Source organism: Longimicrobium sp., from assembly GCA_036389135.1.
Lineage (GTDB): Bacteria > Gemmatimonadota > Gemmatimonadetes > Longimicrobiales > Longimicrobiaceae > Longimicrobium.
Genome location: DASVQP010000041.1, coordinates 43,128 through 66,692 on the forward strand (window position 1 = coordinate 43,128; position 23,565 = coordinate 66,692).

17 protein-coding genes are annotated in these 23,565 nt (G+C 71.1%); 8 read left to right on the top strand and 9 right to left on the bottom strand.

What is annotated here, in order from left to right; all coding sequences use genetic code 11:
• Positions 1–13 precede the first annotated feature (13 nt).
• The gene (locus tag VF584_10415) at positions 14–1,600 is read right to left on the bottom strand and encodes a VWA domain-containing protein (protein ID HEX8210578.1); all 1,587 of its coding nucleotides are present in this window, start codon (positions 1,598–1,600) and stop codon (positions 14–16) included.
• A gap of 293 nt (positions 1,601–1,893) precedes the next feature.
• Here VF584_10415 and VF584_10420 point away from each other — a divergent pair, with 293 nt between their 5' ends.
• Together VF584_10420 and VF584_10425 are read left to right on the top strand one after the other, a co-directional pair.
• Complete coding sequence (locus VF584_10420) at positions 1,894–2,403, top strand: sigma-70 family RNA polymerase sigma factor (protein ID HEX8210579.1); 510 nt, start codon at positions 1,894–1,896, stop codon at positions 2,401–2,403.
• Positions 2,387–3,817: a carboxypeptidase regulatory-like domain-containing protein gene (locus VF584_10425; GenBank protein HEX8210580.1), complete on the top strand. Its 1,431-nt coding sequence runs from the start codon at positions 2,387–2,389 to the stop codon at positions 3,815–3,817. Before VF584_10420 ends, VF584_10425 begins: the two co-directional genes overlap by 17 nt.
• Positions 3,818–3,883: 66 nt before the next feature.
• On the opposite strand, the gene VF584_10430 is transcribed toward VF584_10425, so the two are convergent.
• The 5 genes from VF584_10430 to VF584_10450 form a co-directional block, all read right to left on the bottom strand.
• On the bottom strand, positions 3,884–4,735 hold the full coding sequence (locus VF584_10430) for a hypothetical protein (GenBank protein ID HEX8210581.1): 852 nt from the start codon (positions 4,733–4,735) through the stop codon (positions 3,884–3,886).
• Complete coding sequence (locus VF584_10435) at positions 4,725–5,339, bottom strand: RNA polymerase sigma factor (protein ID HEX8210582.1); 615 nt, start codon at positions 5,337–5,339, stop codon at positions 4,725–4,727. The genes VF584_10430 and VF584_10435 overlap by 11 nt, the downstream gene beginning before the upstream one ends.
• 591 nt (positions 5,340–5,930) lie before the next feature.
• A complete protein-coding gene (locus tag VF584_10440) occupies positions 5,931–7,034 on the bottom strand; it encodes a TerC family protein (GenBank protein HEX8210583.1) in 1,104 nt (367 codons plus the stop codon).
• 385 nt (positions 7,035–7,419) lie between these two features.
• Positions 7,420–8,019, bottom strand: a complete 600-nt coding sequence (locus tag VF584_10445; GenBank protein ID HEX8210584.1) for an HD domain-containing protein — start codon at positions 8,017–8,019, stop codon at positions 7,420–7,422.
• The gene (locus tag VF584_10450) at positions 8,016–8,525 is read right to left on the bottom strand and encodes an acyl-CoA thioesterase (GenBank protein ID HEX8210585.1); all 510 of its coding nucleotides are present in this window, start codon (positions 8,523–8,525) and stop codon (positions 8,016–8,018) included. Before VF584_10450 ends, VF584_10445 begins: the two co-directional genes overlap by 4 nt.
• A gap of 149 nt (positions 8,526–8,674) precedes the next feature.
• Here VF584_10450 and VF584_10455 point away from each other — a divergent pair, with 149 nt between their 5' ends.
• Positions 8,675–8,932 carry a hypothetical protein gene (locus VF584_10455; protein HEX8210586.1) on the top strand — a complete coding sequence of 86 codons (258 nt, stop codon included), beginning with the start codon at positions 8,675–8,677 and terminating at the stop codon, positions 8,930–8,932.
• A gap of 214 nt (positions 8,933–9,146) precedes the next feature.
• Here the strand turns inward: VF584_10455 and VF584_10460 are convergent, their stop codons facing one another.
• The gene (locus VF584_10460; protein HEX8210587.1) at positions 9,147–10,424 is read right to left on the bottom strand and encodes a hypothetical protein; all 1,278 of its coding nucleotides are present in this window, start codon (positions 10,422–10,424) and stop codon (positions 9,147–9,149) included.
• Positions 10,421–11,710: a PhzF family phenazine biosynthesis isomerase gene (locus tag VF584_10465; protein HEX8210588.1), complete on the bottom strand. Its 1,290-nt coding sequence runs from the start codon at positions 11,708–11,710 to the stop codon at positions 10,421–10,423. Before VF584_10465 ends, VF584_10460 begins: the two co-directional genes overlap by 4 nt.
• Positions 11,711–11,954: 244 nt before the next feature.
• On the opposite strand from VF584_10465, the gene VF584_10470 reads away from it, so the two are divergent.
• The 5 genes from VF584_10470 (at position 11,955) to VF584_10490 (ending at position 20,550) form a co-directional block, all read left to right on the top strand.
• Entirely contained in the window at positions 11,955–14,381 is a 2,427-nt protein-coding gene (locus VF584_10470; protein HEX8210589.1) for an ABC transporter permease, read from the top strand.
• Positions 14,382–15,024: 643 nt separating this feature from the next.
• The gene (metK, locus tag VF584_10475) at positions 15,025–16,173 is read left to right on the top strand and encodes a methionine adenosyltransferase (GenBank protein HEX8210590.1); all 1,149 of its coding nucleotides are present in this window, start codon (positions 15,025–15,027) and stop codon (positions 16,171–16,173) included.
• Between the two features lie 131 nt (positions 16,174–16,304).
• Positions 16,305–16,631, top strand: coding sequence for a PadR family transcriptional regulator (locus VF584_10480; protein ID HEX8210591.1), 327 nt, complete (start codon positions 16,305–16,307; stop codon positions 16,629–16,631).
• A 20-nt stretch (positions 16,632–16,651) separates the two neighbouring features.
• Positions 16,652–19,315: an ABC transporter permease gene (locus tag VF584_10485; protein HEX8210592.1), complete on the top strand. Its 2,664-nt coding sequence runs from the start codon at positions 16,652–16,654 to the stop codon at positions 19,313–19,315.
• A gap of 125 nt (positions 19,316–19,440) precedes the next feature.
• Complete coding sequence (locus VF584_10490) at positions 19,441–20,550, top strand: L,D-transpeptidase family protein (GenBank protein HEX8210593.1); 1,110 nt, start codon at positions 19,441–19,443, stop codon at positions 20,548–20,550.
• A gap of 297 nt (positions 20,551–20,847) precedes the next feature.
• Here the strand turns inward: VF584_10490 and VF584_10495 are convergent, their stop codons facing one another.
• Positions 20,848–23,562 carry an ABC transporter permease gene (locus tag VF584_10495; protein ID HEX8210594.1) on the bottom strand — a complete coding sequence of 905 codons (2,715 nt, stop codon included), beginning with the start codon at positions 23,560–23,562 and terminating at the stop codon, positions 20,848–20,850.
• Positions 23,563–23,565: the final 3 nt, after the last annotated feature.

Consider the following 23,565-nt stretch of genomic DNA (forward strand, 5'->3'; position numbering starts at 1 on the left):
TGAGGCTTGCTGTTCAGCGATCCGTGCCGGCGCGCTGAGGCTGCATCTCGCCGAAGAGGCGGGCGAGGCGCACGAACTCGCCGCGGTAGCCTTCCAGGTCGGCGCCGCGGGAGCCCTCGGCGAGGCGCACCACCTGGTCGAGCGTGAGCGTGCCGCGGTGCTCCGACTCGCGCAGGAGCATGCCGAAGCCGGCGACGGCCGTGGCGAAGGTGAAGTCGGCCGAGGCGGCGGCGCCCGTCTCGCGCACGGGGTGCTCCAGCAGGCGGCTCGTGTCGCCGTCCGGGAGCTTGTAGCGCACCTTGACGAAGGCCAGCTCCTCTCCACGCGCGGGGGCGGGTGCCGGCGCGGGGGCGCGGTAGCGGAGCGAGTCCACGCCGCGGACGACCGCGTCGGAGCGCACGCCCACGGGGATGATCTCGTAGAGCGCGGTCACGGTGTGGCCGGCGCCCATCTCGCCGGCATCCCTGGTGTCGTCGTTGAAGTCCCGGTTGGCCAGCAGCCGGTTTTCGTAGCCGATCAGCCGGTACGCCCGCACCCGCGCCGGGTTGAACTCCACCTGCAGCTTCACGTCCTTGGCGACGGTCAGCAGCGTGCCGCCCATCTCGCTCACCAGGACCTTGCGGGCCTCCAGCAGATTGTCGATGTACGCGTAGTTGCCGTTTCCGCGGTCGGCGAGCTGCTCCATCTTGCTGTCCTTGAGGTTGCCCCGGCCGAAGCCCAGCACCGTCAGGAACGTCCCCTCGCGCCGCTTCTCCTCGATCAGCCGCACCATCTCCGCGTCGCTGGAGACGCCGACGTTGAAGTCGCCGTCCGTCGCGAGGATGACGCGGTTGTTGCCGCCTGGGATGAAGTTGCTGCGCGCGACCTCGTAGGCCAGCCGCAGCCCCGCGCCGCCCGCGGTGGAGCCGCCCGCCTCCAGCCGCTCGATGGCGTCCAGGATCGTGCGCCGGTCGCTGCCGCGCGTGGAGGGAAGGACGAGCCCGGCCGCGCCCGCGTACACCACGATCGCCACGCGGTCGTCCTCGCGAAGCTGGTTCACCAGCAGGCGCAGCGAGCGCTGCACCAGCGGAAGGCGGTCGGGCCCGTTCATGGAGCCCGAGACGTCGATGAGGAAGACCAGGTTTCCCGCCGGCGCGCTGCGCAGATCGACCGGCGGTGTCGACAGGCCGATGCGCAGCAGCCGGTGCCCCGCGCGCCAGGGGGCATCCGCCACCTCGGTGATGACGGCGATGGGGCCGTCGCCCCGCTGGGCGGGCGGCGCGTAGGGGAAGTAGTTGATCATCTCCTCGATGCGCACCGCATCCCGCGGCGGACGGCGGCCCTCCATCAGGAAGCGCCGCACGTTGGCGTACGATGCACGGTCCACGTCCGCCGAAAAGGTGGAGAGTGGCTCGTGCTCCACCGCGCGGAAGGCGTTCTCGTCGATCACCGCATACGTTTCCGTGTTCGCCTCCGGCATCCGCGTCATCGGGCTCGGCATCCCGGGCACCATCGGCGGCGGCGGCGGGGCCAGCACCGGCGGGGGCGGCGGCGGGGCGCCGAACCGGAAGCAGGCCGCCGTGAGCAGCAATCCTGCACTTGCGGCTAGAGCTCGTTTCATGGAGAACTCCGTGCAACGGTGGGGGTTTGATCGGGGCGGGAACTACGCTTTCGGTATAGGACGACTCGCCGGGCGTGGCTTGCACACCATGACGCGGTTGACCGCGTGATCCCGTGCCGCCTGCCCGCGAGTTCGGCAGGGCGGCCGCGGATCTCACGCACATACGATCGGGTGCCGTCGCACGATGTGCAAGCGTTGCGGGGGAGCGCGTCCTATCTTGTGAAGCAGACGAGGCGCCCCTGCGCCCCGACTTCCACGCGGCCCCGGCGGGCCGCCCTCGACCGGCGCGAACGGTGACGGCAGACTGGGGGGAGATCTACCGCGAGACCCACCGGGACCTGGTGCGCTTCCTCTACCACAAGGTATGGGATGCCGAGCGCGCCGCGGACCTGGCCCAGGAGGCGTTCGCCCGTGCGCTGGGCCGCGCGCCGGACAACCCGCGCGCCTGGCTCTTCCACGTGGCCGCCAACCTGGCCCGCGACGAGGCGCGCACCGTCATCCGCCGCAAGAAGCACCTGGCGCTCCTCAAGGACGAGACGCACCACGAGGGCCGCGCCGCCCCCCCTCCGTCGGAGGAGATGGAGCATGGCGAAAAGGTGGAGAAGGTGAGGCAGGCGCTGGAACGGCTCGGCGAGCGCGACCGCGAGGTGCTGCTCCTGTGGGACGCCGGGCTGAGCTACCCGGAGATCGCCGCGCAGACGGGGCTCGCGCAGGGAGCCATCGGCACCACGCTGGCCCGCGCGCGGCGGAGGCTGGTGGAGGCACACACGCTCCTGGAAGGAACGCATGCAGCACGTGGATGAGGGCCGCCTGCACGCCTGGCTGGACGGCGAGCTGCCGTCCGCCGGCCCGGAGGGTGCGCGCGCGCTGGAGCGGCACCTGGAAGAGTGCGCCGTGTGCCGCGCCCGCGCCGACGAGGAGCGGCGGATACGCGACGACGCATCCTCCATTCTGCGCCGCGCCGACCCTGCGGAGCACCCATCGCCGGGGGTGATCCCCTTCCCCGCCCCGGCGCCCGCGCGGCGCACCGCCCGGCCGTGGGTCGTCCTCGGCTGGGCGGCGAGCGTGCTGATCGCCCTGGGAATCGGGTGGATGGCGCGCCCGGAGCCCGAGGCTCCCATCGCCATCAACGCGCCGCCCGCGCCAGCGCCTGCCGCCGTGGGTTCTGAGACGGCCGCTCAGTCCGTACCCACCGTGCAGTCCGCGCCGACCGCGACTGTTGGGACGCGGCCCGCCACGACCCCCGCCGCGCGCGCGAATGGCGGCGAGCGCCGCACCGTTCCCCCCGTCGGCGTGATGGTGCCCGACATGGATCCGGCCGCGCCCGAGCCGGTGGCGATGGCCGAGCCGTCCCCCCCGCCGCCACCGCCCGCGCCTCCGGCGGAGATGGTCCAGGAGCCGATCTCCGCAACGCCGCCGCCGCCTCCGCCCGCACCCCTGCCGCCGCCGCCGCCTCCACTCGCGGTCGCCGAAGCTCCCCCGCCGCCGCCGGTGGCGAGCGCCCCCGCCGCTGCCCTGGCGGAGCGCACCACACGAGCCCGCGTGGAGAGCGCAACGGTGACGCTGCGCGGGCGGGTCACGGACGCGCAGGGAGCGGCCGTATCGGGCGCGACCGTGAGCGTCCCCACGCTCGCGGCCAGGACCGTCACCGACGCGAACGGGAGCTACACCCTTTCCGTCCCCGCCACGAGCGATACCGTCCGGGTGCTAGCCTCGCGGCTCGGATCAGCGAGCCAGTCCCGCTCGCTCGTCGCGCAGCCGGGTGCGCTGAAGACGGTCAACTTCGCGCTGGCTCCCGCCGCATTGGCCCTTGAAGGCGTGGTCGTGACCGGCCAGGGAGTCGCCGCCCGCAACCGCTCGGCCACGGCGGCGGGCGTCGCCGCTCCACCGGCGGACGCCTGGCGCACCGTCGACCGCGCCGAGGCGGAGCGGCAGCTCGGACGCCCCCTGGTCACCGTCCCGGGCCTGCCGCTGCTGGAGATCGAGCTGGGTGAGGGGGAGGGGCGTTCCGCGGTGCGCGTGACCCAGCGCCTCCGGGACGGCACGGTGCTCTCGCTCCTGCAGTGGCGGGGGGCCGGCGCCCGCGCCCCGCGCCCCTGCGAGGCGCCGGATGCCGGTGCCACCTGCATCGCGTTCACCCGGTCCGGTGTCCTGGTGGAAGCCAGCGCCCCCGTCCCCGCGGCCACCCTCCGCGCCCACCTGGCGCCGCTCCTCTGAACCGTCCGCGGGGCACCATCCGAAGTCGTGCCCCGCGGTAACGAGACGGGGCCCCGGACCGCGGGATCACTGCTGCGCCGCTCCCACCTCACGGAGGAAGCCCTCGACGCGCCTGGCGCTCGGGGCTGGATCGCCCTCGATGGAGAGCTCGATGGCGGGTGGACCGTCCGCGCGCGTGATGTAGCGGACGTTCACCGCTTCCATCCCCATACCATCCAGGTGCCGGCGCACGGCGCTCTCCACCGCCTCGGGCGGGAGATCGGTGTCGAACCGGTGGCTCATCGACTGGAGAACCACGCGGTAGCCGCGCTGCGTCACCTTCTGGCGGATCGGGTCCGCACGTAGTGAATCGACTTCTCCCATCGAGGCGAGGATGGCCCGGTACCGCTCGATCGCGGCGCGATCCGCATCCGGGAGCGTGAAGACGAACTGGGAGGTTGGGGTGATGATCTCCCTTCCATTCACGGTGGCGCGTCCGGAGCCAACGTACGCCTGCACTTCCTCGCGGCCCCCTACCACCGCCGTCACGATGCCGAGGACTTCCACCGCGTGCGGCTCCACTCCGGGGATCTCCCGCAGACGCGCACGCGCCTGATCCGGGGGGAAAGCGATCCTGCCGGTGAGCGTGTACCCAAGTGTAACCTGACGGCCCACCGGCGACACGCAGCCGATCAGCGCGAGCACGAGCAGCATTGCGCCCGCGATCCGCACCGAATGCGCGGCAAGCGCGCGGCTCAGCCAGGACGAAGCAGCCGATGGCCGCCGCTGCGGCTTGCCCTGCCGCAGGCGCGCCTCCTCGGATTCGATCCACACCCGGGCCTGCGGCCAGCTCGTCGAGAGATCGACCTCGCGCATCTGGTCGAAGCGGGTGTCGAGCACCCGGTCCGGGTTCGAGGTGTCGTGAGGCTCAGTGCGCATAGTCCATCTCCGAGTTGGAGTTGATGGCGGCAGTGGTATCCCGCCGCGAAGCGGAAGGGGCGGAGAAAGGGGAATGGCGGGAAGGTTCGTCTCCTCCACCCTCATCGGCCAGCGCGGCCCGCAGCCGCCGTCGAGCCCGCGAGAGCCGTGACTTCACCGCGGAGAGGCTCCGGTAGCCGCACATCGAAGCGATCTCGCCGACGCTGAACCCACCCACCTCATGCAGCAGGATGGCTGTACGGTCCCCGGTGTTCAGGTGGGCCAGGGCTCCCTGGATCAGCAGCCGGTCCTCCACATCCGGGTCGCGGCTGTAGAGCGTGGGGAGTGCCCGCTCCGCCTCCGGTGCGCTCAGCGGAACGAACTTCCTCCAGAAGGAGCGGCGCACGTGCGTCTGAAAGGAGCGGGTGATGATGGTGAACAGCCAAGGGCGGAACTTTCCCTGCTCCTGGAGCGATTCGTACTTCCTGAGGGCATTGAGCAGCGCGTCCTGGAAGACGTCTTCGGCGTCGGCCGCGGAGCTCCGGGCACAGAGTGCCCGGGAGTACCGCAGCGCGTCCTCGTAGTGCGGGTGCAACGCGTCGGCGAAGGGGATGCATGTACTCACAATACCTTCCGTTGGGAGGGTTGATTCGGAGCTTCACCCATACAGACGCAGCGGAGCGGCGATCGGTCGCAACCTCGGCTCGATATGCCCGACCGTGTCAGCGAAGGGAGGGCGCGACATTCGTGTCGTCGATCCCAAGCTTCCTGTCCATTGGCGGACGTTCCAGGATTGGCGTGTCCGCGCCAAAAGAACGCGCCACAGGTCGTAGAAGCAACCAGAAGCAGGATGCCGGTGCCACCTGCATCGCGTTCACCCAGTCCGGTGTCCTGGTGGAAGCCAGCGCCCCCGTCCCCGCGGCCACCCTCCGCGCCCACCTGGCGCCGTTGTTCTGAGACGAGCCGCCGGGGACGGCGCGGGGGCGGGCACGGGCAGCCACGTGGGGCGGCCCCTACCGGGATCTGTGCGGAGGGCGGGAGTCGAGCGGGGGCGAGGGTGGGCGCGATGAATCGCGCCCCTACTACCGGTTGGGGCGTGTTGCGCGGGGGGCGGAGGCGGGGCAAGGGCGGGCAGACACGGATTGCGGTGCCGCGTCACACGCGTGACGAAACACGCCCCCGCCGCGAACGACGCCGCGGGGGCGATTTCTCCCCCTCACCTGCCCTGCGCCCCCGCAGGCGGGGGAGGGGGCCGGGGGGAGGGGGCCCTCTCCTCGTCGTCCGCGATCATGTTCTCGTTGCGGTCGTCGGGGAGGATGGGGCCCTCGGGGTCATCGGCCTGGTTGAGCGGGTCGTGGGTGACCTCCGGGTTGTCCTTGAGCACCTGCGGGAAGGCCAGCGATCCCACTACCGACAGCCCCAGCACCCCCGCCACCACGCCCAGCGACACGCCGATCGGGATGTGGTAGTAGCCCGAGAGCAGCATCTTCGCCCCGATGAACACCAGCACCATCGACAGCCCCAGCTTGAGCAGGTGGAACTTGTCGATCACCCCCGCGAGCAGGAAGTACAGCGACCGCAGGCAGAGGATGGCGAAGACGTTGGAGGTGAAGACCAGGAACGGGTCGCGGGTGACGGCGAAGATCGCCGGGATGGAGTCCACCGCGAAGATCAGGTCGGTGGTCTCCACCAGCACTAGCACCACGAAGAGCGGCGTCGCCACGTTCCTCATCCTGCCGCCGACCTCCTCGCGCACGAAGAAGTTCTGCCCGTGGTACACCGGCGACACCGGGAAGAAGCGGCGCATCAGCTTGAGCGCGGGGTTTGACTCCGGCTCGATGTCCATCTCGTCCTGCGTGGCCATCCGGATGCCGGTGAACACCAGGAAGGCGCCGAAGACGTAGATGATCCAGTGGAAGCGCTCGATGAGGAGCGCGCCGGCGCCGATCATGGCGCCGCGCATCACCAGCGCGCCCAGCACGCCCCAGAACAGCACGCGGTGCTGGTACTTGGGCGGGACCTTGAAGTACGAGAAGAGGAGTACGAATACGAAGATGTTGTCGACGGAAAGGGCCAGCTCGATCAGGTAGCCCGTCACGAACTCCAGCGCCTTCGCCTTTCCTTCCACGCCCACGGGGAGCCATCCCCACGCGATCCCGGAGGCGAAGATCATCGCCAGGACCACCGTGAGCGCGCTCCAGCGTGCCGCCTCCTTGGGCGCCACCACGTGGGCCGTGCGGTTGAAGACGCCCAGGTCGATGGCGAGCATCACCAGGACGAAGACCAGGAAGCCTACCCACGGCCAAACGGAATGTGACAAGACGCTTCTCCCATGCTCCCGCCCAGTGGCGGGGGTCAAAAACAAGGGGCGACACCCCCGTCACGAGGCCCCCGCTCTCGCAAATGGGGTCCCGCGACGAAGGTCTCGCCCTGACGTGGCGCGCGTGGCGCCGCTATCCCGGCCGGACCGTGCGGAGCTCTCGCCCCGCAGTCTTGACGATCCGGCCGCCGGGTGTCTCCCCGGTGGACTACTCCCCTTCGATGTGTGCGCGGAAGGTACTCAGCACGGGGCGGGCCGTCAAACTGCTGGGTAATGGGGAATGGGGAATGGGGAATGGGGAATGGGGGCGAACCGCCAGCCCGTAGCGTCTGGCATGCCGACGCGGATCCCCGAACCACCTCCGTTCAACCATTCCCCATTCCCCCTATTCCCCATTCCCCTCGATGTATCCCCGCTCGCACGCCTCCTCGATGGTCCGCACCACCCACGGCCACACGCCGGGCGCGCCCTCCTCAATGGGGGCCATGCGGCGGAGGATCTGCGCGCGGGTGATGCCGTGCAGCTTCCAGCTGCCGCCGCCGCTGTTGAAGTTCACCAGCAGCGGCTGCAGGCGGTCCAGCGCGACGGCGAAGCGGGCATCGGGGGTCTCGCCCGCCTCGAACTCGTCCCACAGGGCGCGCATCTCGTCCGCCTGGTCGGGTGGCAGGAGGCCGAAGATGCGCTCGGCCGCGCGCGTCTCGCGCTCGTCCTTGTCCAGGTGGGCGCCGTCGTCGTAGCAAAAGGTGTCGCCCGCGTCGATCTCCACGATGTCGTGCACCAGCACCATGCGGATCGCGCGGAGGAGGTCGGTGCCGCGGGGGGCGTGCTCGGCCAGCGCCAGGGCGGCCATCGCCAGGTGCCACGAGTGCTCCGCGCTGTTCTCGCGCCGCGAGCCGTCGATCAGCGAGGTCTGGCGGAGGACCCCCTTGAGGCGGTCCACCTCCACGATGAAGGCGAGCTGGCGCGAGAGGCGCTCCTCCGTCACGGCTCGGTCCCCTCGTCCGCGGCCTCGGCCTCGCGGCGGGCGCGGCGGCGCTCCGCCATGGCGAAGAGTCGGCGGTCCTCGTCCGTCTCCAGGATCAGCGGGGGGACGGGGGCGGGCTTGCCGTTGAGCATGTCCAGCGCGACGTAGGTGAGGAAGCAGCGGTTGGTGGTGCGCCGCTTCCCCGTCTCGATCTGCTCCGCCTCCACCGTCACCATCACCTCCATCGAGGTGCGCCCCACGCGGATGAGCCGGCCGTGCGCCTCCACGAAGTCGTTGGCGTACACCGGCTCGCGGAACTCCACGCGGTCCACCATCACCGTCACCACGGGGAGCCGCGCGTGCCGCCGCGCCACCACGCCCCCCGCCTTGTCCACCAGCGCCAGGATCTCCCCGCCGAACACGTTCCCATGGTGGTTGAGCTGGTCCGGCATCATGCTCTCCGAGAGCGTGGACGCCGACTCGCGCGGCGTCTTTCCCGCGGGTGTGTTCTCTACGTTTTCAGGCATGTAGTCGGTACGGTTTGAGGGCCTTTTGCGTCAACGACAGTGTAGCGTGCGATCCACCTGGCGGCCATGTGGCGGCGGGTTGACTTGCCGATCCACCGTGCTCATATCTCACACGGAACATCGGACGATCGCACAGGCCCGGAGGTACGATGCCTGACAAGGCCAGGAAGAAGTTGCGTAGCGAGGGCACGCGCATCCGCGGTAAGAACCTGAACACCGATCAGGTGAAGCTGGATCGCGCGGTCGAGCTTCTCGGGGCGAGCTCAGAGACGGAAGCAGTCGACCAGGCGCTCAATATGTTTGCATTCAGGGAAGCATTGCTCGCGAGCGTCGACAAGATCGCGGGCAAGGGAGGGGTCGAGAACTATTTCGAAGGAGGATACGCGGACGAGCTCAAGGGTGACTAAGTTCACGCTTGATACGAACCTGTACGTGCGCACCTTCCGGAGCGAGCATGCGGCCGAGGAACTGAGCGTATTCTATCATGCGCACACGCCGCAGACCTATCTCTGCTCAGTCGTGCTTCACGAACTCGCGGTCGGCATGGTCTCCCGCGACTCGGGTGAGTGGGTCCAGGATGTCGCGGAGCCTTTCGAGGACGTGAAGCGTGTCATCACCCCCTCACATGGTGCGTGGCGCACGTCCGGGGCAGTGCTCTCCCAGCTTGCGATCAAGAACGGGATCGATCGCGGACGGATGCCGCGCTCGCTGGTCAACGATGCGCTGATCGCAGCCACGTGCCGCGAAAACGGTGTGACGCTGGTGACTGACAACCTTCGTGATTTCGACTTGATCCGCACCGTGCTCCGCTTCGAGTACGTTGCTCCCTGGCCGAACAAAGACGCCGGTTCGTAGCGCGTGCGCGGCGTGCTCGCGGTGCAGGCGCGCGGCGCCGTAGGTGTACGGGACGAAGAGGAGCGCGAGGAGGAGCGCGAAGTTGACGGCGGCGAAGGCGGTGCGCAGGGCGAGGCCGCGGTGCAGGGCGATGGGTGGCTTGTAGACGCGGCCGGGGCCCTCCAGCAGGAAGACGACGAGGGCGGCGTGGATGGGAGTGTGGCCGATCACCTCCACCTTGCCGAACACCAGCGTGGTGGTGAAGAAGACGAGGGTGATGACCAGCGCCAGCGGACGCTGCAGCAGGTTGATGATCAGCAGATAGCCCAGCGAGAACTCCACGAACGCCGCCGCCAGCAGGAAGAAGCTCAGCGGTAGGCCCAGCGAGAGCCTCGGGTTCTGCTCCAGGACGTACAGGCCCCACTGCGGATACACCATCTTCTCCAGCGCCACCCAGCAGAGCGAGAACCCCACGGAGGCGTACAGCGCCGGGAGCCCCGAGCCGCGGATCTTTTGCTCCCCCGCCCCGCTCACCGCCAGGTAGTAGCCGATCCCCGCGTACACCACGTAGTCCAGCATGTGAAAGGGGCCGAAACGGAAGACGCCGATTCCGTAGAGCGCGATCAGCCCCGCGCCGGCTACGGGCACGGTGCGGTCGAAGAGGAGGAGGAACGCGAGCGCGAACTGGAACCAGCCCAGCCACCCCTCCGCCACGCGCAACTCGGGCGCGAGCATCGCGTCCGCCTGCCACGAGAGGAGGAGTGCCGCCCCCGCCCCAATCCTCATTACCAGTACCGCGCGGTCGCTCCGCGATGAGAGCCAGTCGTTGACGCGACGGTACGCGGGGACGTCGGCCAGCCGCCGGTCGAGCAGCACCATCGCCGCGATGGTGGCCATGCTCAGCAACGCCAGCGCGAAGAAGGTGGGCGTCAGCACCTCGCCCGCGTTGCGCGGGCGGTCGCCGAAGGAGAAGCGGCTGAACCACTTGACGTGCGCCCACGCCGGGTGCGCGGTCGCCGCCACCAGGAGCAGCGCCGGCGCGATCCCCCCGGCGGCGGCATTCACGAGCGCACTCTCGCTACGACGCTGATCTCCACCTTTACGCCGTGCAGCGCGGCGCCCAGCGTGGTGCGCGAGGGGTAGGGCGGGCGGAAGGCTTCGCGATAGATCGTGTTGAACTCGCCCCAGTCGCCGATGTCCTCCAGGTACACGGTGACGGAGACGATGTCGTCCATGGTGGCCCCGGCGGCGGCCAGCACGAGACGCACGTTCTCCAGCACTCCGCGCGTCTGCTCGGCCAGCGTCCCGCCCTGGAGCTCGCCGGTGATCAGGTCGCGCGGCACCTGGCCGGAAACGAAGACCATGTCCCCCGCGCGCACCGCCCGCGAGTAGGCGCCGACGGGTGTGGGGGCGCCCGGCACGCTCACCGGTTTCCACGCGCGCCCCGCCGTGTCCGTGTCCGTGGGGATCTCCATCGTCCCATCCGACACCATCACGGCCGATCCGCCCACGCGCGCCCGCATCACGATCCCGTTGTGCACGTCCGCTTCCAGGTAGATCGTGCTGGGGCGGCCCATTTCCACCCCCTGTTCCACCGTCCAGCGCAGGGTGCCCTGCTGGGCGTCGCGCGCCAGGTACCCGGCCAGGGCTGCGGCCGCGGCACCGGTGGCGGGGTCCTCGGGGATGCCCATCGCCGGCGCGAACATCCGCACCCGTACCGTCTCCCCCGGCGCGGCGGGGACGACGGGGTAGACGCCGGGCGCAACGGTGTGGGCCAGCACGCGCTCCCACGCCGCCAGATCCAGCCGCGCGCGCCCCAGCGTCGCCACGTCGCGAAGCGGGATCACGGTGAAGCCCACTCCGGCCGAGGCCACCGCAGGCTCCCAGTCGTCCGACAGGTCGGCGGGGTCGAGGCCGAGCACGGCGGCAAGGTCCTCGCGCGCGGGTGCCGGCGCAACCATCGGCGGCTGCGCGGCGGTGAGCTGCGCGAAGTCCGGCTTTCCGCCGCGCACCCTCACGCGCACGGCCACCGGCCCCACGCCCTCCTCCAGCACCACCTCCGTCTCGCCCTCCACCGCCGGCACCTCGCCCAGCTCCAGCAGGAGGATCGCGGTGCCCACCGTCGGGTGGCCCGCGAAGGGAAGCTCCGAACCTGGCGTGAAGATCCGCACCCGCCTCGTCCCGCCCGCCTCCGGGGGAAGGACGAAGACCGTTTCCGAGAGGTTCAGCTCGCGCGCGACCGCCTGCATCTGCGCATCGGAGATCCCGCGCGCGTCGGTGAAGACGGCCAGCGGGTTGCCACCGAACAGCCGGTCGGTGAACACGTCCAGGGTGTGGTAGCGGTAGCGCATCGGTCGGTGTGGGTTCGAGTCAGAATGCGTCACGCGGGCGCCATCGACGTGCAAGATACGAACTGCGCCTCACACAGAGCCACAGAGGGAACGGCAAGAAACAGCAGAAAGGGTTCTCTGCGCCTCGTAGTTCCCTCTGTGTTCTCTGTGTGAGGCTTTTTCTGTCGACCGGCCAAACCTTTTTCGCCGCACGCGCATCGAACGAACGTACCGCACGCCCCCGCCCCTTCACCGCCCGGTGCCCATGAACTCGTTCCTCGGCCACATCCGCTACGCGCTCCGCACGCTCGCACGAAGCCCGGGGTTCACCCTGGTGGCGGTGCTCACGCTGGCGCTGGGGATCGGCGCCAACACGGCCATCTTCAGCGTGGTGAACGCCGTGCTCCTGCGCCCGCTCCCCTACGCGGCGTCGGACCGGCTCGTCACGGTCACGCACTTCTACCCCTCCATCAACAACCTGGAGGCGGGGGCCGCCGTGCCCACGTACCGCGACCTCAAGGCCGAGACGAGGCTGTTCAGCGACGTATCGGTGCAGTCCGGGTGGGGGGTGAACCTGACGGGCCAGGGGCAGCCGCAGCGGCTGAACGGCTCGCTGGTGACGCCCGACTTCTTTGCGACATATGGCGTCCCGGCGGCGCTCGGGCGCACCATCCAGCCGCCCCCGGGGGGCACGGGCGTGCGCGAGAGGGAGGTCGTGCTCAGCCATGCGCTCTGGCAGAGCGTGTTCGGCGGCGACCGCGGCGTGGTGGGGCGCACGGTGCAGCTCAACGGCGAGGCGTACGAGATCGTGGGCGTGATGCCGCGCACCTTTCGCAACGTCTTCGATCCCACCATCGACCTGTACGCGCCGCTCGTCTTCACCCCGGACCTCTTCACCGCGCGCACCAGCGAGTTCCTGTCGCTCACCGCGCGCCTGAAGCCGGGCGTGACCGTGGAGGCGGCGGGACGCGCGATGGCGGCCTTCGCGGAGCGGTTGAAGAAGGACAATCCCGGCGAGTATCCGCCCGATTGGACGCTGCGCCTGCGCTCGCTCGGCGAGCAGGCGTCGGGGCAGCTGCGGCCGGCACTGCTGGTGCTGCTGGGCGCGGTCGGGTTCGTCCTGCTGATCGCGTGCGGCAACGTGGCCAACCTCCTGCTGGCGCGCGCGGCGGCGCGGCGCAAGGAAGTCGCCATCCGCAGCGCGCTCGGGGCCAGGAGCGGCGACCTGGCGCGCCAGTTCCTCACCGAGAGCATGGTGCTCTCGCTGACGGGCGCCATCCTGGGGCTTATGCTGGCCTTCGGCGGGCTGCGGCTGCTGGCGGCGCTCAAGCCGGAAAACCTGATCTGGGTGGAGTCGATCCCCATCGACGCCTCCGTGCTCGCCTTCACCTCTGTGCTGGCGGTGCTCACGGGGCTCGTCTTCGGCTCCGTGCCCACGCTGCAGACGGTGCGCGGAAGCCTGCAGGCCGCCCTGCGCGAGGGCGGGCGGAGCGGCGGGCCGGACCGGCGCGGGTCGGCCACGCGGCGCTTGCTGGTGGTGACGCAGGTGGCGCTCGCGCTGATGCTCCTCACCGGCGCGGGTCTCCTGATCCGCAGCTTCTCGCGGCTCCAGCAGGTGGACCCCGGCTTCGACTCGCGCGGGGTGCTGACGATGAACATCGCTCTCCCCGAGGCCAAGTACGGCTCGGACACGGCGCAGATCGCCTTCTTCGACGCCCTAATGCCCCGCCTGGCCGCCATTCCGGGGGTGGAGACGGCGGGCTCGGCGTCGTCGTTGCCGCTGCAGGGCGGATGGAACCGCTCGTTCGCCGTCGAGGGGATCACTGTGCCGCCCGGGGAGACGGGGCCGTACGGCAACTTCCGCTCGGTGTACCCTGGCTTCTTTCGCACGCTGCGCATCCCCCTGCTGCGCGGGCGCGCCTTCACCGACGCGGACCGCGCCGGCGCCCCGCGCGTGGCCATCGTGGACGCGGTGATGGCGAAGAGCTACTGGCCGGGGCAGGACCCCATCGGCAAGCGCATCTCGCTCGGCGGATCGGAGGAGGAGCCGGAGTGGACGGAGGTGATCGGCGTCGTGGGCCACACGCGGCAGGACGGGATCGACTCCGAGGGGCGCGCGCAGCTCTACGTCCCCTTCCGCCAGGTCGGCCTCCCCTTCCAATCCCTGGCACTGCGCACCACGGGCGACCCCACGCAAGTCGTGGGTGCCGTGCGCGCCGCCGTGCGCGAGGTGGACCCCGAGCAGCCGATCTCGCGCGTGCAGACGATGGACGACCTGGTGAACGCGAACCTGGGCCCGCGCCGCTTCTCGATGGCGCTGCTGGGGCTCTTTGCCGCGCTGGCGCTGGTGCTGGCGGCGGTGGGGCTCTACGGGGTGATGTCGTTCGACGTGCAGCGCCGCTCGCAGGAGATCGGGGTGCGGATGGCGCTGGGGGCAGAGGCGGCGGGGGTGCTGCGGCTGGTGCTGCGGCAGGGATTGGGGCTGGCGCTGGTGGGGGTCGCGATCGGGGTGCTGGGCTCCCTGGCGCTCACCCGCCTGATTCACAGCCAGCTTTACGAGGTCGGCGCGTTCGACCCGCTGACCTTCGTCTCGGTGGTGGTGATCCTGCTTGGCGTGGCGGCGCTCGCCTCCCTCATCCCCGCCCGCCGCGCCACCCGCGTCGATCCCGTGGTGGCGATGCGAGGGGAGTGAGCTATGCCGTCGCACGATGCATCGTTGTATGATGCATCGTGCGATGATACTACAACGGCGGATATATCGCAGGGGGAGATCGCCGGGGGGATGAATTGCCGGGATGAATCGCCGGGGCGAAGAGCGCCGGGGGCGCGAAGATCGTGGCGGCGAACACCGGCGCCGAGCACCGGCGCCGAGCACCGGGGGCTGAAGCCCCCGGCTGGAACGACGGGAAGGCGGCTGAAGCCGGCTCGAGAAACGCGGCATCAGACCCGGAGTCTGCGCGGGCGGACTTTGTGCCGGTGTCGCCGCGAGTTTACACGCCCGCCGCCGCCGCGCCTACTGGCGCGACCGCACGACCTGCCTTATACTGCGCGCGTGCGCTGTGCACCCCGGCGATTTGTAGCGATTGCATCCGGGTCAACAACTGCTAAACCGCGTGGGAGGGGTCCCGTGCGGAGGTTGCCGCGGGACCCCTCTTCCGTACCCTGACAACCCGATCCGGTCCGCCCGCGGGCGGATGGGACGCGCGCTTTGAGGACAGCTTGGCGGGCGCGCCCCGAAGTCACGGAGATCCGCCTAAAGCGTCGTCGCGGCCCCACCGCACACCGGCAGTGGGGCCGCGACGGCTATCGAGAGGCCCACCCAGGAGCCAAACGCAATGAGCACGCTGATCGACCCGGCCCGCATCGCCGAAGAAACGGGCCTGACGTACACCTTCAGCTCGGAATCCGTATCCGAGGGCCACCCGGACAAGGTCTGCGACACCATCGCGGACACCATCCTGGACGCTTACCTCGCGCAGGACCCCAACGCCCGCGTCGCCTGCGAGGTGCTGGTGAAGGCCAACCAGGTGGTGCTGGCGGGCGAGATCACCTCCACCGCGCTGGTGGACCACGAGGCGCAGGTGCGCGAGGCCGTGCGCGCCATCGGCTACACCGACGCCGACCAGCTCTTCCACGCCGACACGCTGGAGATCCGCTCGCTCCTCTCGGAGCAGGCGCCGGAGATCGCGCAGGGCGTCAACGCCGTCACCAGCCAGTCCGGCGACCAGGGCGCGGGCGACCAGGGCATCATGTTCGGCTACGCGACCGACGAGACGCCCGAACTGATGCCCCTCCCCATCCTGCTTGCGCACCGCCTGTCGTACGCGCTGGCCGAGCTGCGCAAGGCCGGCGCGGCGTCGTGGCTGCGTCCCGACGCCAAGACGCAGGTGTCGGTGCTGTACGGCGCGGACGGCCCGCAGGCGGTCACCGACGTCCTCGTCTCCACGCAGCATTCGGCGGAGGTGGCGCAGGAGGAGATCCGCCACTTCATCGCGCAGACGCTGGTGCCGCGCGCGCTGCAGGGGTGGTACCGCGACGACCTGCGGCTGATGGTGAACCCCACCGGCAGCTTCGTGCAGGGCGGCCCCTCGGCCGACGCGGGCGTCACCGGCCGCAAGATCATCGTGGACTCGTACGGCGGAATGGGGCGCCACGGCGGCGGCGCGTTCAGCGGCAAGGATCCCAGCAAGGTGGACCGCTCCGGCGCCTACTTCTGCCGCTACGTCGCGCGGCAGGTGGTGCAGGAGGGGCTGGCCCGGCGCGCCGAAGTGCAGGTCGCCTACGCCATCGGCATGGCGGAGCCCGTCTCGGTGAAGGTGGACACCTTTGGCACCGGCGACCCGACGCGCGCCGCCGCATTCGTGCGCACCTTTGACTTCCGCCCGCGCGCCGTGATCGAGCGGCTGGACCTGCTGCGCCCCATCTACCGCTCCACGACGAACTACGGCCACTTCGGCAAGGCGGGGCTCCCCTGGGAGGCATGATCCGGCAAGCGGTACGCGCGGGATGAACGGCGGGGACTTCACCTGAAGTCCCCGCCGTTTTTCCGTTCCTGTTGACATTCTATACGAGCGAAGCAACCTTGCCCATACAGAATGTCTATAGGAGAGACGTGATGGCATCGAGCAATCTGCTGCAGGGGACGCTGGACCTCCTGGTCCTGAAGGCGCTCTCGTTGGGCGAGCTCCACGGGCTGGGGGTGGCGCGCCGGGTGGAGCAGATCACCGGCAACGCCTTCGAGGTGAAGCCGGGCTCCCTCTTCCCCGCCCTCCACCGGATGGAGGAGGCGGGGTGGCTGAGCGCGGAATGGGGCGAGTCCGAGAACCGGCGCCGCGCCAAGTTCTATCGCCTCACCGCCGCCGGCCGCCGCCAGCTCGACGCCGAGGCGGAGGAGTGGGGGCGGATCTCGATGGCCATCAAGTTCGCGCTGAGCGCCACGTAGCGCCGATCCAGGAGCCCCCCATGCCCTTTTTACCCCGGTTGCAGAGCCTGTGGCGCAACCTCCGCCATCGCGACCATGTGGAGCGCGAGCTGGACGAGGAGCTGCGCGCGTACGTGGATCTGCTGGCGGACGAAAAGGTGCGCGCCGGCATGCCCCCGGCCCGCGCGCGGCGGGCCGCGTTCATCGAGGCCGGGGTGGAGCCGACCCGGGAAGCCGTGCGCGATGTTCGCGCCGGCGCCTGGGCGGACGCGTTCGCGCGCGACGTCCGCTTCGCGCTGCGCATGCTGCGCCGCTCGCCGCTGTTCAGCGCCACGGCCATCGTGGCGCTGGCCTTGGGGATCGGCGCCAACGCGGCGCTGTTCAGCCTGGCGAGGGCGCTGCTGGTGCAGGGGCGCCCCGGCGTGGGCAGTCCGGACGAGCTGGTGTGGGTCGCGCCCGTCAACGCCGAATCCGGATGGGTGGAGCGCATGTCGTACCCCTCCTTCCTCCGCCTGCGCGGCAGCGGCGGCCCCTTCGCCGCGCTGGCGGCCACCCGCGACGCACCGTTCGCCCTCAGCGGGCGGGGCGAGCCCGAGCAGGTGGACGGGCAGTTCGTATCGGGGAGCTACTTCGCCATGCTGCGCACGCCCTTCGCGGTGGGGCGCGGCTTCGCGCCCGCGGAGGACCTGCACCCCGGGGCGCATCCCGTGGCCGTGATCGGCCACACGCTCTGGCAGCGCCGGTTCGGCGGCGATCCGGGCATCGTCGGGCGCACGGTGGCGGTGAACGGCGTGCCGGTTACCGTGGTGGGAGTGGCGGCGGAGGGCTTCCTGGGGGTGGAGCAGGACGTCCGCCGCCGCGACCTGTGGCTTCCCATGGCCATGCTTCCCGCCCTGTTCCCCACGATGCGGGAGGCGCTCTCGACCGAGCGGGGGGCGACGTTCTCGGTGGTGGGGCGGCTGCGCCCCGGCGCCACCACGGCCGAGGCCGACGCCGCCCTCGCCGCCGCGACCGGCGTGCTTACGCAGGCAGATCCGGCTCGCAGCGGATCCATCCTTCGTACCTTCCCCGCGGGCGCGGGAATTCCTCCGGGCGCGAACCGCGAGATCGCGCCGGTGGCCGCCCTGTCCGCGGTGGTCACGGGGCTGGTGCTGCTGATCGCCTGCGCCAACGTAAGCAGCATGCTCCTGGGGCGGGGCTTCGCGCGCCGCCGCGAGATCGGGGTGCGGCTCTCGCTCGGCGCCGGGCGTGGAAGGCTGGTCCGGCAGCTCCTCACCGAAAGCCTCGTGCTGTCGCTGGCGGGCGCCCTCCTGGGAGTGGCGGTGGCGTTCGCCACCGTGCACGCGGTCACGGCATTCGCGATCCCCCTCCCGCTGGAGCCGCGCATCGACTTCCGCGCGCTCGCGGCCACGCTGGTGCTCGCCGTGGGCGCGGCGCTCGTGTTCGGCGTGGCGCCCGCCCTGGCGGCCACGCGCGCGGACCTCACCGGCGCGCTCAAAGACGGCGCGCTGAGCGGCACCCCGCGGCGCGCGCGGCTGCAGGGTGCGCTGGTGGTGGCGCAGCTTGCCCTCGCGCTCTTCCTCCTCATCACCTCCGGGCTCTTCCTGCGCAGCCTGGACAAGGCGAACCGGGTGGACGTGGGGCTCGACACCTCCGCCCACGTGCTCGCCCTCTCGTTCGACCTGGGGCTGCTGGGGTACGACGCCCCGCGAGCGCGGGCGTTCGTCGACGCCGCGATCGAGCGGGCCGCCGCGCTCCCTGGCGTGCGCTCGGCCACCGCGTCGGACGTGATGCCGCTGGAGGCGCTGATCGCGGTCCAGGTGGATGTGGACGGCGCGCCCGCCGCACGGGGGGGCCCCATGGTGCTGCAGACCACGGCGCGCCCCGGCTACTTCCAGACGGTGGGCGTGCGGCTGGCGGCCGGGCGCGACTTCGGGCCGCGCGACGTGGCGGGCGCGCCGCCGGTGGCCGTGGTGAGCCGCTCCTTTGCCGAGCACTACCTGCCGGGCCGCTCGCCCATCGGCGCCAGGCTGCGGCTGATGGAGTCCACCGGGCCGCTGGCGACGGTGGTGGGAGTGGCGGAGGACGTGCGCGCCACCGGTCCCTCCGGCCCGCCCGCCCACATGGTGTACCTCCCCCAGCTCCAGCACGTGGACGACGAGCCCGGCAGCATGACGCTGCTGGTGCGCTCCGACGGCGACGCACGCGCCCTCGCCCCCGCCCTGCGCCGGGAGCTGCGCGCGCTGGATCCGCACCTGCCCATCTACGCGGTGCGTACTCTGGGCAGCGCGCTCCGCCAGCAGATGATGCCGCAGCGCACCGGCTCCACCCTGCTGGCGGTGTTCGGCACGCTTGCGCTGGTTCTGGCCACGGTGGGCGTGTACGCGTCCATGGCCTTCGCCGTCACCCAGCGCACGCACGAGATCGCCGTACGCATGGCGCTGGGCGGCGATGCGTCGCGGGTGGTGCGCCTGTTCGTGGGGCGCGGCGCGCGGCTGACGCTGGCGGGGCTGGCGATCGGGGTGGCGCTGGCGCTGGCGGGCTCGCGCCTGTTCGCCGCGCTCCTGCTGGGGATCGCCCCCACCGACCTGCTCACCTTCGCCGCGGTCTCCGCCCTCCTCTTCGGCGTGGCGATCGTGGCCTGCTGGATCCCCGCCCGCCGTGCCGTACACGTCCATCCGATGCAGGTGCTGCGGCACGAGTAGGTGCGTGGCACCTTGACCGGACGTGGCACTTTCCGCTAGCGTTCTGGTACACCAACCTACCGGCAGTTCCTCCGCATCCGCCCGCGCTCGCCGGGCGGCCGCTCACCGCACTCCGCTGTACCGCCATGGCAATCCGATCGATATCCGCCGCCGCCGCGCTCCTGTTCGCGCTCGCCGGCACCGCGCACGCCGCGAATCCGGACCCCGAGCGCTGGATCGACATCAGCCCCGAGACCCTCAACTCCGGCGAGATCCGCCTGCCCGTCGGCGAGCTCGACGGCGCGGAAGGCCCGTCCGTGCTGCGCGTGCAGCTCCTCCTCAACCGCGCCCTCTTTTCGCCCGGGATGCTGGACGCGCGCTGGGGAGCCAACGTGCGCACCGCCACGCGCTGGTTCCAGAAGCGCGAGGGGCTCGAGGAGACCGGCGTCGTGGACGAGGCCACCTACGACGCCCTCATGCGCGCCTCCGGCAGGCCCGACCGGCTCGTGCGCCAGCACACGCTGAGCGCCACCGACGTCGAGGGCCCCTTCGTCGCCCTCCCGTCCAACATGTACGAGCGGGCGAAGCTGGCGTGCTCGTGCTACCAGATGCTCTCCGAAAAGATCGCCGAGCAGTTCCACACCCGCGAGGGCGTGCTGGAGCGCCTCAACCCCGGGACGAACCTGGACTCGCTCAAGGCGGGCGACAAGCTGTGGGTGCCGCGCGTGCGCGAGCCGACCGTCGCCGCCAACATGAAGATCGCCGAGATCCTGGTGTCTGGCAGCGGCAACTTCGTGCAGGCGCGCGACAGCGCCGGCAACATCCTGGCGCACTTCGCATCCACGATGGGCTCCAGCATCGACCCCTCCCCCGAGGGCGAGGTTACGGTGCGCGAGGTGACGGCGAACCCGTGGTGGAACTACCAGCCCGCGCTGCTCAAGGTGCTGCGCAGCAGCGGCCCCAACGCCATGATCCCGCCGGGCCCCAACAACGCGGTCGGCTGGGTGTGGATCGGCCTTTCGGCCCCCCACTACGGCATCCACGGCACCAGCGAGCCGGAGACGATCGGCTACGCGACCTCGTCCGGCTGCGTGCGCCTCCCCAACTGGGACGCCCGCTTTCTCTCCCGCCGCGTGCGCCCGGGAACGCGCGTGCGCTTCGAGGACACCCGCAACGGCGAGCGCGTCATCCCCCGCCGCCCCCGCCCCCGCCTCCTCGGCACCCGCGCCGACAGCGTCGCGCCCGAGCCGCGGTAACGTCCCACAACACAAGCAAAGGGAGACACGGAGATCGCCTCCGTGTCTCCCTTTTTCGTTTTGGCGCCTGCGAAGAGAGCGAGATGCGCCGTGGGAGAAAGGGCGGGCAGACACGCAGGTCTGCCCCTACCGAGAACGGCGCGTATGGCGGGGATCGAAGTGCGGGAGAGGGCGGGCGCGATGAATCGCGCCCCTACGATGTACGCGTTGCGCCTGGCTGGCGCCGCGCTGGTTCGGCGCGCGATCTCCCCCCTCTCCCAGCAGTTTGGGAGAGGGGGGGCCGGGGGGGGGGAGGGCTCACGCCTTCAGCGCCTCCATCGGCTGGATGCGCAGCCCGCGCCGCGCCGGCCCCCACGTCGCCAGCAGCCCCACCACCAGGATGATGGCGGCGACCGCCGGAAGCACGACCCGCGCGTGCCCGCCCGTCGTCTCACCCTGCGACGCGAAGTTCAACGCGATCGCCAGCGCCAGCCCGACCGCCGCGCCGATCCCCAGCTGCCGCGCCGCACGCGAGAAGATGGCCGCGAGAATGCGCCGCGGGTGCGCCCCCAGCGCCGCGCGCAGCCCGATCTCGCGCCGCCGCTGCGTGACGGTGAACGACATCAGCGCGTAGATCCCCGCCGCCGACAGCAGGAGCACGCTCCCAGTCACCAGCCCCAGCCCGAGCGCGCCCATCCGCATCCCGCCCTGGAACTGGCGGATGACCGTCGCCAGCGACTGGACGTCGCGGCCCTGGAGCGCCGGATCGACCGCGATGGCGAGCTCCGTCAGCCGGGGCGCGAACTCCGTCGCCGCGCCGCGCGTGCGGATCACCAGGTTCAGCGGGTACGCGGCGGCGGGGTCGAGCGGCCGGTATACCTGCGCGAGCGGCTCGCCCGGCTCCATGGTGCGCTCCGGGAGGTTGCCGACGATGCCGACGATCTCATACCAGCGCTCCGCCTCCAATCCGCCGGGCACCTGCATAACCCCGCCCTCGCGGTATCCTTCGGCGATGCGGACGCGTCGCCCCAGCCCCTCCCTGCCGCCCAGCACGTCGCGCACGAAGGCGCGGTTCACCACCACGGCCGTGGCCGCCGGGCCCAGGTCGCCGGCCTCGAAGATCCTCCCCGACAGCGCGCCGAGCCCAAAGGTGCCGAAGTACCGCGTATCCACCCGGTTGTAGTTGACCAGGAACCCGCGCCCCGTCTCCGGCGAGTCCACGCCCTCCACCTCGAAGCGGACGGTCGGCTCGTCGCCCGGAAGCGACATCGCCGTCGTGGCGCCGATCACCCCCGGCTCCCCCTCCAGGCGCCGCCCCAGATCGGCCACGCGGGCTGCGTAGCGCGCGTCGAACGCCCTGCGGATGGCTTCGGGGTCCACCACGTCCTGCCCGCGCGGCTCGCGGTCCATCACCAGAGAGGCCGTCAGGTACTCGCCGGCAGGGAGTCCGGGATCGACCATCCCGTACCGCCCGAAGTCCACCGCGTAGAAAACCGTCGCGGGGATGATGGCCACCGTGAACGCCACCTGCGCCACGATGAGCACCGACCACGTGCGCCCCAGCGCCATCCCCGTGGAGCCGCCGATCGCGCGCAGTGCGGACTCCAGCCGCGTCCCCGTCGCGCGCAGAGCCGGGACGATCCCCACGATGACCGCCGCCAGCGCCGCCATCGCCACGGCGAAGAGGACGGCCCTCGCTGACAGATGGAATTCCAGCCAGAACGGGAGCCCGCCCATCGGTGCGAGCAACCGGTCCATGATCGCATGAAGCTGCCGCAGCACCAGCGCCGCGATCGCCAGCCCCACCGCCGCGGACACCGCCGACAATACCAGCCCCTCGGCAAAGAACTGCGTGACGATGCGCCGGCGGCTCGCGCCCAGCGCGCTGCGCACCGTGATCTCCCCCGCCCGCGTGGCCGTGCGCGCGAAGACCAGCACCGACACGTTGATGGCGATCACGAGCAGGAGTAGAGTGATCACCACGCGCATCATGGGAATCTCCCATCCTTCGAAGTCGTCCATCAGGTGCGGCCCGTACACGCTCACACGCGGGCGCATGTGCCGGTGCGTTTCCGGAAACGCGGTGGCGATGCGGTTCCCGATGGTCGTCACCTCCGCCTGCGCCTCCTCCAGCGACACCCCCGGCGCGAGCCGGCCGAATGCCTCGATCGCGGGACCCGTCCGCGGCGCGTAGCCGCCCGGGCTCAGCCGCAGCGGCACCCAGATGCGCTGGTTGAGGGGGAACTCGAACCCGCGCGGCATCACGCCGACCACCGTGTGCACCGCCTTCCCCAGCCGGATCTCGCGCCCCACCACGCGCGGGTCGCCCGCGAACCGCGACTGCCACATCTCGTAGCCCAGGACGGCCACCAGCGGCGCGCCCTCCGCCTCGTCCCCCTCTACCAGCGGGCGGCCCAGCATCGGCGGCACGCCCATGATCCCGAAGCCCGACGCCGACATCTCCGCCACGCGCACCGGCTCGGTGGACCCGCCGTCGACGATCAGGTTGCGTGTGAAGGTGCGGAACGCGCCCAGGTTCTCCACCGTGCGCACCTCCTCCCGCCACCTGCCGAAGTCGTAGAGGAACCGTCCGTCCTGGTTGTTGGTTTCCGCGTCCCACACCTCCAGCGCGACGATGCGCTGGCCCCCCTCGATGGGAATCGGCGAGTTCGCGGCCCCGATGCTAGCGTCGAAGACCGCCGCGATGGCGATCGCCACCGCCATCCCCAGCCCGCCGACCAGCGTGAGCCCAGGGTGCTTCACCAGCATGCGCGCACCCAGCCGCGCGTCCAGCGATAGGCCGTTGAAGCCGCCCAGCCAGCGCGCGTCCCGCACCTCCTCCTTGTGCTTCTCCACCCCGCCGAACTCCAGGACGGCTCGCCGGCGCGCCTCCGCGGGCGACATCCCCGCGCGCACGTTCTTCTGCGTCTCCATCTCCAGGTGGAACGCAAGCTCCTCGTCCAGCTCGCGCTCCACGTCGTCCCTGCGCATCAGGGCGCGCATGCGCTTCTGCCAGCGTTTCGTCCAGGCCATGGC